The sequence below is a fragment of the Chloracidobacterium sp. genome, assembly GCA_016716305.1.
Classification (GTDB): domain Bacteria; phylum Acidobacteriota; class Blastocatellia; order Pyrinomonadales; family Pyrinomonadaceae; genus OLB17.
Genome location: JADJWP010000002.1, coordinates 2,622,015 through 2,636,258, shown reverse-complemented (window position 1 = coordinate 2,636,258; position 14,244 = coordinate 2,622,015). Strand labels below are relative to the sequence as shown.

The following is a 14,244-nucleotide window of genomic DNA, read 5'->3' as shown; positions in this document are numbered from 1 at the left end:
TTGGCTTTGCGCCTGAAAGGGCCGTGTTTTTATGAAGATCACCGTTTTAATTCTTGCGTTACTTTCGCTGCAAATATCGATCTCGTCGCAGCGCCCAAGATCACAGCCGCAGACATCGTCAAGATCCACCACATCGAAACCGGCCGCGTCAAAAACGAAACCGAAGACAACGCCGAAAACAAAGTCGACACCAAAACCGGCGGTGGAGCCAACGCCGCCAAAGTCCGATCCGGAAACGGAAAAACAGGATCTTGAAAAGATCCAGGCATTGGCCTCGCCCGACGAACGGATCGCTGCATTCGATGCTTTTCTGATAAAGCATCCCGAATCCCGACATGCCGGAACGGCACGAACTTATCTTGCCGCCTCATTGGCCTCGTCGGGCGAGGCAAGGCTGAATTCCGGTGATACGGCCAGTGCTGTCGATCTTTTCAAACGCTCGGTCATTACCGCACCTGACCCGCTCGACCCGCGGCTTGCCGACGATGTATTCGCGAAGATGCCGTCCGCGGTTTTCTTTTCCGGCGAAAGGTCAGCTTCCTTTGAACTCGCCGCTTCGATCGAGAAGCGTTTTGCAGGGAATGCAGCCCGCCTCCTTGCTCTCGCCGGTTTTTACTTGAGCGTCGAGAACGGTACTGAGGCAAAGCGTCTGGCCGAGGCGGCAATTGGGGCCGAGCCGTCGTCATCGGTCGCATATCAAACGCTGGCGATGGCAAATCGCCTCAATTTCGATCTTGAAGGTGCGGCGACGGCGTATACAAAGGCATTGGAGCTTGACCCTACGTCGCAGTTGACCAAGCGAAGCCTCGCCGAGATCAAGCGTGCGACAGGAAAGAGCGATCAGGCCGAATCGTTATATCGTGAGATACTTTCGGCGAACGAAGCCGATACACAGGCTCGCAACGGCCTTATCCTTGCAATGTTCGATGCCGGCAAGAAAGAAGAGGCCGAGATCGCCCTCAAACAAGAGATCGAACGAAACCCGACCAACCTCATACTCTTCGCCGGGGCGGCTTATTGGTATGCAGCGAATAACGATGGTGATCGGGCCGTCGAACTTGCTTCAAAGGCCATCGCGATCGAACCCCGTTATATTTGGTCGCATATCGCACTTGCCAGAGGGCTGATGCTGCAGGGAAAGCCGGTTGATGCGGAACGCGTCCTTGTTTCGGCCCGTAAGTACGGAAATTTCCCAACCCTCGAATATGAGATCGCCATCTCTCGCTTAAAGGCCGGCTTTTTTCGCGAGGCAGCCGAGGAGCTCGAAAAAAGCTTCACGACCGGCGAAGATCAGGTCTCGACCCGTCTGGGCGGCAGGATCGAACGTGCTGACCGATCGTTCGACGACATCCTTGCTCCCGAACGCCAGGCCAGCATTCTTGCTCCAAAAGGCCCCGCTGATAAAGCCGATTCCGAGAGTCTGCGGTCGCTCTTTCTGCTGACACGTTTGGTCAAAAAGGACGATGCCGATGAAACGGCTCTTGCTCAGGCGGCAGAATCGTTTGTGGCGGGCGACGACCCGATGAGGTTTCATCGCCAGATCTTTGCCGCCTCATTGCTCCTCGACAAGAGAAAGGCCGTCGCAAAGGCTTTGGACCTCGTCGCCTCAGCTACCGGGCGGTCAGACGGCGCTTTGAGCGTTGCCAATCCGTCAGCTGCGGTCATGGCCAGCGAACTTTACGAAACACGAGTGGCCGCGTCGATCCGTAACGAGTTTCTTGTTGTACCGGATGTTCCCAGACAGACGCTGTCTGCGATTTTGCGCGGTCGAATAGAGGAACTCACCGGATATGCACTGCTGCTCCAGGGAAAGCCCGACGAGGCTTCGATCCGGCTGCGGCGTGCGATCAGCGTCCTGCCTGAGAAAAGCGCATGGTGGCGGACGAGCAAATGGCGGCTAGGCGAAGCACTTGCGGCTGAGGGCAAAGACGCCGAAGCCCTCGAACAGTTTATTCAAGGCTACGACACGAGCAAACCGGATATTGTTAAGTACATTACGGTCGAAGGTCTTTACAAAAAGCTCAACGGTGGGACCGACGGACTTGAAGCTCGCATCGGGCCCAATCCCCTGCCGCCGATCGTGCCTAGCCAAATAAGCAGTGAGCCGAAGACCGAGAAGGCTGTTGCCGAGAATAGTTCGCCGGAAACTGTCGTCAAGCCCGAGGACGATGCTGCCAGATCGCGATCCGAAGTCGTTGCAAGACCGGAAAATTCTCGCGAGACTGTGAAGGTGGCGGAAACGCCCGCTCAGCCGAAGGAAGAAGTAAAACCCTCTGAGACCCCGGCAGTCTCATCCACGGTCACTGAAAAACTGGAGCCGCCTCGAACCGACACGGAAACTGCAAAGCCGAAAGATGAGAAGCCGGCTACAGATCTTCCGGTAAAGGACGAATCGAACAATATCGAACCCGAACGACCGCCAAAGCCTGACCAACCGCCGACCGAGCGTATTATCGGGAATGACCCGCAGCAACCAAAAGCGGAAGCGGCAAAGCCCCTATTTGAGCCCATCGTAATAACGATCCCTCAAAGGACCCCTCCGGAGAAACCCGCCGCTGCGAATAGTGGCCCGCCGACAGAAACGAAAACGACCGGCGGCGATTCTGAAAAACCGAAAGATGAAACTCCTGCCGGACCGCCGCCGACGAGCGATAACGACCGGCCGATCGCGAGATCACAGGAACCTGAAAATACCAAGACAGAACAGTTGGTAGCCGAGCAGAAGACCGCAGAACCGAGCGCTGAAATACCGAGCGGATCGATGCGGCCTAGGATCGTCCCATTGAAAGAACCGCTTACGGCGATAAAGCCCTGTACGATCGACGTCAGTCAAGAGAACGTTTCTTTGATAAATAGCGGCGGAAGCGTCGGTATCCTCGTCGGTATCGATGGCTCGAACGACGTGAAGACCGTCAACGGTGTCTCCAGCGATCCTCAGGACGTCGAGGTCAAATTCGAACCCGAGATCGCCGGTGTTGCGGGCAGAGCGTTTTTCGTGATCCGTTCCTTGAGCACCAGAACGGGCTCATACAAGGTCGAATTTCAATCTCCATGCGGAAAAAAAGACATCACCGTGAACGTACGCTAGCCGGAAAGTCCGCACCGCGTTTCGCAGCCACCGATGAAAGCGTTGCGAGCGACGCCAGTATCAGGAAATAGAATCCGTTCGATGTTGTTCGCAGCGGAAAATCAAAAAAGCTGTGGACGAGTATTCCAAAGCATCCTGCCATTCCGCCGATCGAGACCGCGCGGGTGAGACCGTCGCTTGAGTTTGCGATCGACCGCAGTCCAGACCTAAATAAAAGAAAGACGAACGATACAACGATCGCAAGGCCGACCACGCCGCCATCAGCCAGCATCTGCAAATATTCGTTGTGGGCATATTCGACCCGAAACACCCCATTCCGCGTATCAAATGCTGTGAACGCCACACCAAAGGATTCAAGTCCGGCACCGAACACCGGATTAGCAGCAAAGATCTTTAAGGCAACGGCCCAAAAGTGCAGCCGCCCGCTCGTCGGGTCGGGGGGAGAGCCATCGAGTCCGATCCCTCGAAAATAGTTGTCGCCGGCTCCCAGAAACACCGCCAGGCCGATGACGATCATGATCCCGGCGATCGCCGCTGAACCAGCGATGATCATCGTCGGCCCACGTCCGCGCGTCGTCATTACGGCGTCCGATCTGTCTCGGCCATTCCTCGTCGAAAACGTTGCCGTTATCACAAAAGCGATTACGGTCAAGAAGCCAATGAGGCCGCCCCTCGATCCGGTAAAGATAATGGCGAGCGTCATAACCAATATCGCTGCCCAAGCGAAGATACGCTTGTCCCGGCCGATCGACCTTCCGATAACAAGGGCGAGAGCAAGCCCCGCGGTCATTTGCATGAACGATGCGAAATGATGTTGATTGACGAACGGCCCGAACGGGACTGCCTGCGGCGTTGGCCGCAATCCGTAGATCGCTTCGAGGTCGGCAAGCCTTTGAAGAATCCCGAAGAATGCCAAAAACGCTCCGAATGTGATCGTAATGACCAATGTGGCCAGAATTCGGCTTCGGTCCCGGACGAAAGTGAGAAACGCGGCGAAGAAAACGATAAATACGACCGCCCTGACAATGAATATCCGGGTCGAATAAGGATCGATCGAAAGCGTCCTCACTACGTCGGTCCCGATCAGCTCGGAGCCGACCCCGTGAGCCGCGAACGGCAGCAGCTGGACAGCACCGAGCAGGGCCAAAGCAAGAAGCGGCAGCTGGAGCGCATTCAGATTGATCTCCATCCGACCCAACGAGATCGAATCGGCTATCCATAATGCGACAATGCAAAACGCCAGAACCGCAAGTATGCCGATCGCTGAACTGTCTACGGCACCGTATGCAAGCGTCGATATTACCGGGATCGTCAACAAATAGGCGAATATCGCCCGGTTAAATGGTGTTTTATGTTCAATCAAGTTCTTGCTTGAGCGATCCATTTGATCATGCCGTTATGCCTGAGGCTCTTCGATCAATTCAAGATCGTCAAACCAGATCTCGCCCGAAAGGGGGCAGAGCGTTGCGACGCAGTTTTCGCGTATTAACGACAATACGATGCCGTCAGTACCAACAGGTATTCTGAATCTAGTTTTCGAGCTTGCCCATTCAGAGTTGTTCATAAGAACCTCACTCGTAGCCAAAGCCTGTCCATCGGCAGCACTGATGATCTTCCAGCGGAGACCGATGCTTGTTTCGAGTTTTGCCCGATAAAACAACTGAAGTGTGTAGGTCCTTCCAGGTTCAACCGCGATCGTTTGCGACAACTGCCGGTCGATCTTTCCTCGTTCCGCGGGATTGAAGACAAGTACAAGACTGTAGCTGCCCGAGCGTTTATGCCCGTCGGTTAAAGCGATCTGTGGCGATCGGCCAGTGCCGATCTGCCAGTCAAAGATCGAAGCGGTTGGCTGTTTTACCGGTGATTCAAATCCCCCGTTTACGATCTTGCCTCTCAACGGGCCTTCGTCATCGCCGCCGATATCGTTCGTGATCGTTACCGCATTTCGAAAGTGCTTCGATTCGATCATGCGGGCTAAAAGCCCTTCACCCTGTTTCTTCAATGTCGACGTCTTCTCACCTTTAGGCAATTCGCTCCAAATTGCCATCGAATCGTCGAGGCGGCCGTCGCGAGCTATCGTCACCGCCAGTTCGCCAAGCGCTTCAGTCGAGCCGCGCAGATATCGCCTGGCTATCGCTGCATCGCCTTCCGCGATCTGCCAGGCGAGACCGGCCGCAGGAGAGGCATATTTTTCGTCGCCTCCGACCGCCCCGATGATCTCGTCGAAACCCTCCTCGACCGAACCCTGACGGACAAGCGCATTGCCGACTGACCATCGCACTGACGAGTAGTTCGGTGCAAGCTCCTTTGCCTTTCCAAGTGCTTTGAGGCCGCCCTCCCTATCTCCCCTACGTTCGCGTGCCCGGCCGAGCTCCAACCAAAGAAAATAGTTATAGGGTGCGAGCGCCGCTGCTCGTTCATAATGATAACTCGCACGCTCGAAATCTGAAGGCTCAAATGAGCCGTCAAGCAAAAGCGCAGCGGCGTAATGCGTTTGCGGATCACTCGGCGCCAACGTCACCATCAGTTCGGCAAGCTCTTTCTCCTCGGCCTGCATTGCAGCTGTATTCGCAATGCCCCAGACGAATGACAAGCCAGCAAAAACGAGCATTGCGGATCCGAACGCCAAAAGGAGCAGGCGTTTCGAATTGGTTTCGATCGCGATCGTGAGGTTTTCCACTTAGCGGTTTGCGGGCGGCCTTTGGCTATTCGATGTCCAGGGTCTCGATGTGTATCTGTGCTCTCTTAAGACCGACACCCGCGTCTCGACATGAACGTTTTATCTCGGCGATCCGGTCGGCATCATTCTCGCGAAACGAGATCAGGACCTCGTCTGCCTCCTGTTCACGACAGATCTCGGAAAGATCGTTTTCGGGGAGCAGTACCTTGAGCCCATTTATAACCTTATCTTTCTTTCGAGGATCGTCGTCAAGAAAGCCTATCGGCCTAAGCTGCCACTGCGGATTGTTTCGCAGTTCTCTTAGAACCATTTCACCGCCGTCGCCCGCTCCGTAGATCAGGACGCGGCGTCCATCGCCTGCATGCGGCATCGGCAATAGCTCGCGTATCATTCTGAAAGCCAGACGGCTGCCGACGATCGCAAATAGCAGCAGCACGCCGTCGAGAAAGAACACGGCGCGCGAGAAATTCTCGAACCGGTAGATCAGCAATATTGCTACAACGCTCAGAACGCTTGCCAAAGTGACGCCTTTGACGAATGTTATCAGGTCGCTGACACTTGTGTACCGCCAGAGTCCGCGATAAACGCCCGTTACAAGAAATGAAAAAAGTTTGATGACGACCAGCAGCGGCAGCGTCTGGATGAAAAGAAGCCAGTTTCCGCTTTCCTCAAACGAACCGAAGAGAAGTACATAGCTCGCGTAATAGGCCAGCGTGATCAAGAGAACATCAAGGATCACCTCGAAAATACGTCGCTTGTAAGAAACATCTACCAAGAACGCAAAGACGGCGTTGTTCTTTTTGGCAAGATCCTCCTGGCGTTCATCGTAGACCTTGACCTTCGAAAGATAGACCCCGATGATCGCAAGAATGATCGTGAAAAAGGCGATCAGGGCGAGACTCTGTGTCGTTTGGAGTTGGCTGACGATCAGCGAGAGCACACCGGCAGCCAAAGCAAATCCGTAGATCATTAAAACTGCCGAACGCTCGGAGAGGCCTAACGCGACCAATCGGTGCGATGTGTGGTCGCGGCCGCCCTGTGAAGCCTTTCTGCCCCACATTTTGCGCAGGATAGTGACGAACGTTGTGTCAAAGATCGGAACAAACAGAATCAGAACAGGGACCGCGAGGATCGAGAAGATTCCGCGTGAACGGCCTCCCGTGCTGCTCAACAGTACCGAACTTGCCAGCAAGAACCCAACGAACATCGATCCGCAGTCACCCATGAAGATCGACGCGGGATTGAAGTTGAAGATCAGGAAACCGAGCAAGGCTCCAATGAATATCGCGACGAAGACCGCTTCGGTGGTCTGTCCGTTGACCACTAAGCCGATCACCAGTGACGCGGCGGCGATCGCCGCAATGCCGGCGGCCAGGCCGTCCATGTTGTCGAGCAGATTTATCGCGTTCGTGATGCCGACGAGCCAAAAAACGGTGATCCAGACATCGAAGAGCTCGGAACCGGTCAACGGCAGCCGCATTCCGGAACCGACAATGATCGAGGCCCCTACAAGCTGCCCGATCAACTTTTGATACGGCTTTATATTAACGATGTCGTCCAAAAGCCCGACAAAGAAAAGAAATGCCGCAGCCCCAAGCATTACCAGCGACTCGGTCGATCTCGGGACGAAGGCAGCATACATCGCGATCGTCGTAAGGAAGATCGCAACGCCGCCGAGCATCGCAGTCGGACGCTTATGCCATCGGTCGGATTTTGGTTTTGCAACTTGGCCAAATCGCCTGGCGAAAGCACGAACGGCGACCGTTAGGATCGCAGATACAGCGATTCCGACGATGCACGCCAATATGGGACTAATCGAGATGTGCTGCATTAGGGACGCAAACGTACAAGTTACAATTCGCTTGCCTCGGCCGTCAATTCTCGGTACAACCTGTCGACATCACTAATGAGACGTTCTTTCGAGTAATTTTGGACAACGAACGAACGGCCAGCCTCGCCCAGGCTTTTCCGTAATCTTTCATCTTTTGCAAGATAAATCAAGCCATTGATGAATCCGTCAACTGCACCTGCGGCAACACCGATCCCTCGCTCACAAACGTCAAAACTTTCAAGACTCTCGTTTTTCGTGCCTAAGAGATCGACGACTCCGCCCACAGAGGTTGATATCACCGGCCGGCCGGCCGCCATCGCCTCGATCAGAGACAAAGGAGTACCTTCGTTAAGCGACGAAAGGGCGACGATATCTGAGGCTCCATAGATGCTTGCGGTATCGCGGCGATTTCCGACAAATGATACACCGTCGGCGATACCAAGCTGCAAAGCCTCGGTCTCTAGTGATCGCCGCAAATGGCCATCACCGCAGACGATCAGCCGGATATTCGGCAGGGCCTTGTCGTTTGCCTTTCGATAGCCGGCGACCGCTTTCAACAAAAGCGAAAGATCCTTGATCTCGGTCAGGCGACCGACAAACGCGACGACGAGATCGTTCTCCGAGGCCCCGATCGAGGAGCGTATCGTGTCATTGCGTTCACGAATAGCCTTAAATGGTGCAAGGTCGATTCCCAGCCTGATCACCCGAAACTGGTTCGGATCTCCGACCCTGAACTTTGAGCTTATCTCTTCGAACTGCTGCTCTGTAATGACGACGATCTTATCGGTAGCCGTACGGGCAAGAATCCTCTCGACGGTCAAAAAGAAGTTTGTCTTTAGCCTGCCGTAGTAGCTGTGAAAGACATGCCCGTGGAATGTGTGCACTATAACCAATCGGCGCGGCCGACCGATGAGTGTACCAGGTGTAAGCCATCTGTATGCGAAAGCGGCAAGCCGGCCGATCGTTCCGGCCTTTGCTGTATGCGTATGAACGATATCTGGGTTCAGATTCTGAACCAACCTGTATATCTTCCAAAGCGACACAACGTCGAGCAGAGATAGTTCGCGGCTCATCTCTTTTATGTAGATCGGTTCTAGTCCGTGATCTGCCGCCAGGTAGCTCATATCCTCTTCGCCGTCCGGCACCGTGCCGGCGACAAGCGTTGACCGATAGCCATGCTCATTCAGTCCCTCGGTCAGCCAAACGACATGACGGGCCGGCCCTCCGACATTAAGACGAGCAATTATTCTGAGGACCTTCATCGACGAGGGGTGAGACGTGCGAGAAATGGTGTCGCGTGGGTATTGATCGCTTGACGCTTCATATATGAGGTGCGGATAGCCGCCCGCACCGATGATCAATCCATCCGGAAGATCGTTTCCGGGTCGTCTTCATGCCGGATCTCATCGATCGGCTCTTTCTTCCCGTGGCCCATATAGAGCCGATTCGGGCAGTTTATCACCATGCCGTCCACATTCCCGATGTTCTTATATCCGTGGACGACGCCTTTCGGGACCACGACCGCCAGCGGATCCTCGAAGCCGGCCTCGAACGACATCATATGATTGAAGGTAGGTGAATCGGGGCGGTTATCCCACATCCGCATCCTAAAGGTCGATGGACCTATGAAACAAAAAAGGTCTGCCTGGCCGACGTGTTCATGAGGACCGCGTTGAATGCCAGGCTTCGTGAATGAAATATAGGACATTACGGGATAGAACTCTTCGGCTAATTCGTCATGTCGAAACAGCTCGGCCAACCATCCTCGCTCGTCGAAATATCTCTTCAGCGGATAGACGACGACACCTTTTATCTCGCCAACGACAAACTCTGAAACTCTTTTCGCTGAATTGGACATAACCGAAATCCTAAGTTCAAATGGTTGTTCTGAGACACGGATCGGACAGCTAAACGTTGTTCGCACCGGTATCGGCGACCATGTTCGATGCACGAAGCAAACTCTCGAACGTGCCCGCATCGGTCCACCAACCGTCAAGCTCGTTCCACGTCATTTCGCCGCGCGCGATGTAGTGATTATTAACATCTGTGATCTCAAGTTCGCCGCGGTCAGAGGGTTCGAGCGTCTTGATCACGTCAAAGACCGTGTTGTCATAAAAGTAAACGCCTATCACCGCATAACTCGACTTTGGCTCAGTGGGCTTTTCCTCGATCTTCAGGACGCGATCGCCGTCGAGTTCTGGTACCCCGAACCGCTGTGGATCATGTACCTCTTTGAGCAGGATCTTCGCGCCGTTCCCCTGGGTTCGATATGCGTTCGCTGCATTCAAGATGTTCTTTTCAATGATGTTGTCCCCAAGAACAACGCAGATCGGTTCGTCATCGGCAAAATGTTCGACCAACGAAAGGGCATCGGCAATACCTCCCTCACCTTCCTGATAGGTGTAGTTCAGGTGCTTTAGGCCAAAGTCTTTGCCGTTTCCGAGCAGCTTCAGAAAATCGCCGGCCGAGTTTCCGCCGGTCACGATCATTATGTCGTCGATGCCGGCATTTATGAGCGTCCGGAGCGGATAATATATCATCGGCTGATCGTAGACCGGCAGCAGATGCTTGTTCGTAATTTTTGTAAGCGGAAAAAGCCTAGAACCAAGCCCACCCGCCAGTATCACACCTTTCATTGATCGCTCTTGCGGAGTACCAAAAGAAAATCAGAGCTTATTGCCCCCATAAGTCTGCGGCCAGCTCCGATTTCGTGTATCTTACGAGCCAACATAACCGACAGCCCCTTAAAAAGCTGATTCAGCGGAAACACCGTGTGGTTTAACCATCTTAAATCCACTACGTCGAATCTAGATCCGATGATCGCCCGGACTTGATCGACGCTTCGCGGAAATACGACGAAATCCTGGGCAAGAACAAACCGCTTGGGCAAAAGTCGCTTTCCGAAAAACCTAAAAATCCTTCGCGATTTCCAGTCAAGCGAACTCCTGTTAGTGAAAGTAATGATCGCAGATCCACCGCAAGAGAGGTTGTTGCTCATCCAATCGAGCATTTCTTCGAGTCGCTCATCCCCGAAATATGTCGTAACACCCAATAAAAACATCAGATCGAACTCGTTATGCGGTAATTCGATTCGCCCTACTTCGCCAACAAATTGCCGGTCAGCAGGAATATTGCTGTTTTCAAGCATATCGGCGGCAATGTCAACAGCATAATAGTCACAAGTAGAGTTGAGCGTCCTTAAATGGTCATAGAGATTCCCGGTTCCTGCACCAATATCGAGTACCCTTTTGTCACCGAGATCTACTCCGCGAGTCGCTTCGGCAAGTCGCTCGTTAAAGAAGTAATAAAGAAACGTGTCATCGCGCGAGTATTTCCTAGAATAGCTCTTGGCAATCCGATTGAAGTACCCCTCGACTTCGGCTCGTGTGGTTTTCATCTAATCTATGAATCGCTGGAACCAGAGTTCAAGCATAAGGAGCGTCCAAATGCGGAACGAATGATCAGCCTTGCCGTCAATATGTTCTTTGACGTATTGCGTCACAACGTCCGGCCGTACCAGGCCCCGTCGCATTGACCGACTTGACAAAAGGGCATCGCAAACGAGGTTCTTCATTTCGCTTCGAAACCACTTTCCGATGGGCACGCCGAAACCCATCTTTTTCCGATAAACAACATCCTTTGGAACGAGCCGAACCGCTACCTTTTTTAACAACGATTTCGTTTCGAACCGGTTCATCTTTATTGACTCCGGGATCGAGGCCGCGAATTCAATAAGTTTGTGATCAAGAAACGGTGAACGGGCCTCTAATGAGTTCGCCATCGACGCGATATCAACTTTCGTTAGAAGATCATTGGGCAAATAAGTCAGCTGGTCGATCCGAAGAAGTGAATCGAGCGAACCGATCCCATTCTCGCTAGAGAACCATTTCCCGATCGTAGAAAATGCCTGCTTTCCGAGAAGGGAAGCTCGAAATTCATCGGTATACATCGTTGCTTTTGCGTTGTGATCAAACGTAGAGACCCATTTGAAGTATCGCTCCTCTTTCGATAATGCCGAAGCTCTGAGAAAGTTTATCCACCGTTCTATCGGCCGATTTCCGGGTCCCAGTGCCGGCATGATTCTAAGGGGATTCTCCACGAACATCATGCGGACCACGGCCGGGATCTTTTGGAAGGTGGAGGCGGCCTTCATTGCTGCATACCGTTCGTAGCCCGCAAAGCTCTCGTCGCCTCCGTCACCGTTTAACGCAACTGTGACGTGTTTTCGGGTTTCCTTTGCGACGTAGTATGTCGGTATCGCGGACGAATCGGCATACGGTTCACCGTAATGCTCGACCAAAGTCGGCAGTATCTCTAACGCATTTGGCCGAACGATAAACTCATTATACTCAGCCCCGACATGCTCGGCGACGCGTTTCGCATATTTGAGTTCGCTGAAATCCTGTTCTTCGAATCCGATCGAAAATGTCTTTACAGGACCCGAGCTTTCCTGAGCCATCAAGGCGACAACTGTTGACGAATCAACCCCGCCGGAAAGGAACGCACCAAGCGGAACTTCCGAGATCATCCGCAGCTTCGTCGATTCGCGTAGTATCCGCGTCGTTTCGTCGATCGCTTCTTCTTCCGTTATCTTGATCTTCTTTGAAAAATCCGGGAGCCAATAGCGCTCCATTGCGATCTGCCCGCTTTTCCATTTCATCCAATGGCCCGGTTCAAGTTTGCGTATCGCCTTAAAGGCGGTCATCGGTGCGGGGACACAGAGATAAGACAAATAGGAATCGATCGCCTCGTTATCCACTTCGCGTGAAATATCGGGGTGCTGCAGGACGGCATTGAATTCTGATCCGAATATCAGATCGCCATTTTGCTGAAGCGAATACAGCAGTGGTTTTTTGCCGACGCGATCGCGTGCAAGGAACAAGTCCTGCTCGGTTTCGTCCCAGATAGCCATGGCGAACATTCCCCGGAGATGCTGTAAACAGTCAACACCGTATTCGTCATAAAGATGAACGATCGCTTCGGTGTCCGAATTCGTATAGAATCGGTGTCCGCGTTTCTCCAGGTCTTTCCGTAGCTCTTGATAGTTATAGATCTCGCCGTTAAATACTATCCATTTTGTATTATCGGCATTACGGATCGGCTGCTTGCCGCTCGCGAGGTCGATTATCGATAATCTTCGCATCGCAAGGCCGACATTTTTGTTCACATAAAAACCGTCGTCGTCCGGCCCGCGATGCAGGATCGCCCGGTTCATTCTTTCGAGGACCTCGCGGCTTGCCTTGCGGTCTCCGTTATTTACGATTCCGACGATTCCGCACACGGGATCAGTTTGCCCTTATCACATTCAGTCCGCGTCTGTTGCGGTTGATGCGACCTGTTATCATTTGCCAACCGGCCTTGCGCTGGGTTATTGCGACTGCGACCAGCATGAAGAATAGCGGCATAACGGTTTGCTTATGCCGCCAAGCCAAACCAACGTTCGAGAGTCCCCAGATTTGCATTCCGGCATACAGAGCGCAAAACGCAAAGATCGGCGCCATGTCAACGAACTTATCGCCGAAAAAGATCCGTATGGCCGGAAAGCCGACGATCAGAATCGCGATTATAAAGAGATTCTCTGCCGCCCCGAACGCATTACGCGCGGTGCCGCTGAATGCCTCCCAGGGAAACGGTGCAAGAAAGAAATAGACAGTTGCGACCGGGATCGCAACCGAAGTTGACTCATATTCTGAATAGACTTCAATGCCCGAACCAGTAGTTTGAGAGACGCCCTCTCGCCACGAATCGACCTGAGAATTCAACCTCTCGATTCGCTCAAAGTCGCGGGAAATAGCACCGCCGGCACCCAGAAAGATCATTATGGAAGCGACCAGAACCGAACCAAACACAACATTCCGAAAAAGATTCTTGGGGCTGGCAACGAGAAACCTGAACACGGCCGCAGCTGCTAGCAAATAGAGGGCATAAAAACGCATCGTAAAGACCGCCAGGAAAGCGGGTATCGATGCCAGCCCGTCTTTGATGCTCAGCCCATTCGGATTTCGGATCAGAAGGTATAGAATCGCCCATTCACAGAAGATCACGAGCATCTCTTTCGCGGTGCTCGCGGAAAGAAGGATATTAGACGCCCAAAACGTGACCAGAACAGCGGCAATTCTAGCGGTCGGCGAATCGAAGACTCGTTTCGCAATTCTGAAAATAACTATGACCAAAGCTGCACCGGAAAAACTGTTCACGGCGGAAACGATCATTCGGCTCTCGCCGCCTGCAATAAAGGTCGGAATCGCCCAGATCAGCCCTTGGCCAACGTTCTGCCTTTCAAAAAAGACCTGACCGAGATTGTTTACAAATCCGTCAAAGCCGTTCTCATACCAATTCTTCGCGAACGACCAGCCAATTGGGTACCCTGAAGAATCTTCGTCTCCGAAAACATTGCTGAGCCCCCATCCGTAAAGCATCATCCCCATCCACAAACGAGCTGAAAAAGCCCACAAGAAGATATTCACCTGAAAATCGGTATCAGGGTCCCTCGTGTTGCGTGTGAGGTAGAACGCGCCCGCCCCACCGAGTATCAGGATCAAGGGAATCGCCATCAATTCGTCGGGCTTATCCAGGAAGAACAACAGGCTCTGCAAGATCATTGCAAAGAAAGTGAACATGAATACTAATTTGCCAGAAGCAACC

General features: G+C 53.1%; 10 protein-coding genes. 1 reads left to right on the top strand and 9 read right to left on the bottom strand.

Annotation, left to right across the window (positions count from 1 at the left end; all coding sequences use genetic code 11):
• The first annotated feature begins 31 nt into the window (after positions 1-31).
• Positions 32-3,088 (top strand): tetratricopeptide repeat protein, encoded by a 3,057-nt coding sequence (locus IPM28_14000; protein ID MBK9174093.1) that lies wholly within the window; start codon positions 32-34, stop codon positions 3,086-3,088.
• Here the strand turns inward: IPM28_14000 and IPM28_13995 are convergent.
• Genes IPM28_13995 through IPM28_13955 form a run of 9 tightly spaced genes read right to left on the bottom strand, consistent with a single transcriptional unit; the run spans position 3,069 to position 14,219 of the window.
• Positions 3,069-4,451 (bottom strand): O-antigen ligase family protein, encoded by a 1,383-nt coding sequence (locus tag IPM28_13995; protein MBK9174092.1) that lies wholly within the window; start codon positions 4,449-4,451, stop codon positions 3,069-3,071. The genes IPM28_14000 and IPM28_13995 overlap by 20 nt on opposite strands.
• Before the next feature lie 33 nt (positions 4,452-4,484).
• Complete coding sequence (locus tag IPM28_13990; GenBank protein MBK9174091.1) at positions 4,485-5,768, bottom strand: hypothetical protein; 1,284 nt, start codon at positions 5,766-5,768, stop codon at positions 4,485-4,487.
• Between the two features lie 25 nt (positions 5,769-5,793).
• Complete coding sequence (locus tag IPM28_13985; protein MBK9174090.1) at positions 5,794-7,599, bottom strand: hypothetical protein; 1,806 nt, start codon at positions 7,597-7,599, stop codon at positions 5,794-5,796.
• Positions 7,600-7,619: 20 nt separating this feature from the next.
• Positions 7,620-8,960 carry a glycosyltransferase gene (locus IPM28_13980; GenBank protein ID MBK9174089.1) on the bottom strand — a complete coding sequence of 447 codons (1,341 nt, stop codon included), beginning with the start codon at positions 8,958-8,960 and terminating at the stop codon, positions 7,620-7,622.
• On the bottom strand, positions 8,957-9,457 hold the full coding sequence (locus tag IPM28_13975) for a dTDP-4-dehydrorhamnose 3,5-epimerase family protein (GenBank protein MBK9174088.1): 501 nt from the start codon (positions 9,455-9,457) through the stop codon (positions 8,957-8,959). Before IPM28_13975 ends, IPM28_13980 begins: the two co-directional genes overlap by 4 nt.
• Positions 9,458-9,506: 49 nt before the next feature.
• Positions 9,507-10,235 (bottom strand): NTP transferase domain-containing protein, encoded by a 729-nt coding sequence (locus IPM28_13970; GenBank protein ID MBK9174087.1) that lies wholly within the window; start codon positions 10,233-10,235, stop codon positions 9,507-9,509.
• Positions 10,232-10,996 carry a class I SAM-dependent methyltransferase gene (locus IPM28_13965; protein MBK9174086.1) on the bottom strand — a complete coding sequence of 255 codons (765 nt, stop codon included), beginning with the start codon at positions 10,994-10,996 and terminating at the stop codon, positions 10,232-10,234. Before IPM28_13965 ends, IPM28_13970 begins: the two co-directional genes overlap by 4 nt.
• Complete coding sequence (asnB, locus tag IPM28_13960; protein ID MBK9174085.1) at positions 10,997-12,880, bottom strand: asparagine synthase (glutamine-hydrolyzing); 1,884 nt, start codon at positions 12,878-12,880, stop codon at positions 10,997-10,999.
• A gap of 4 nt (positions 12,881-12,884) precedes the next feature.
• Positions 12,885-14,219 carry a glycosyltransferase family 39 protein gene (locus IPM28_13955; protein MBK9174084.1) on the bottom strand — a complete coding sequence of 445 codons (1,335 nt, stop codon included), beginning with the start codon at positions 14,217-14,219 and terminating at the stop codon, positions 12,885-12,887.
• Positions 14,220-14,244 lie beyond the last annotated feature (25 nt).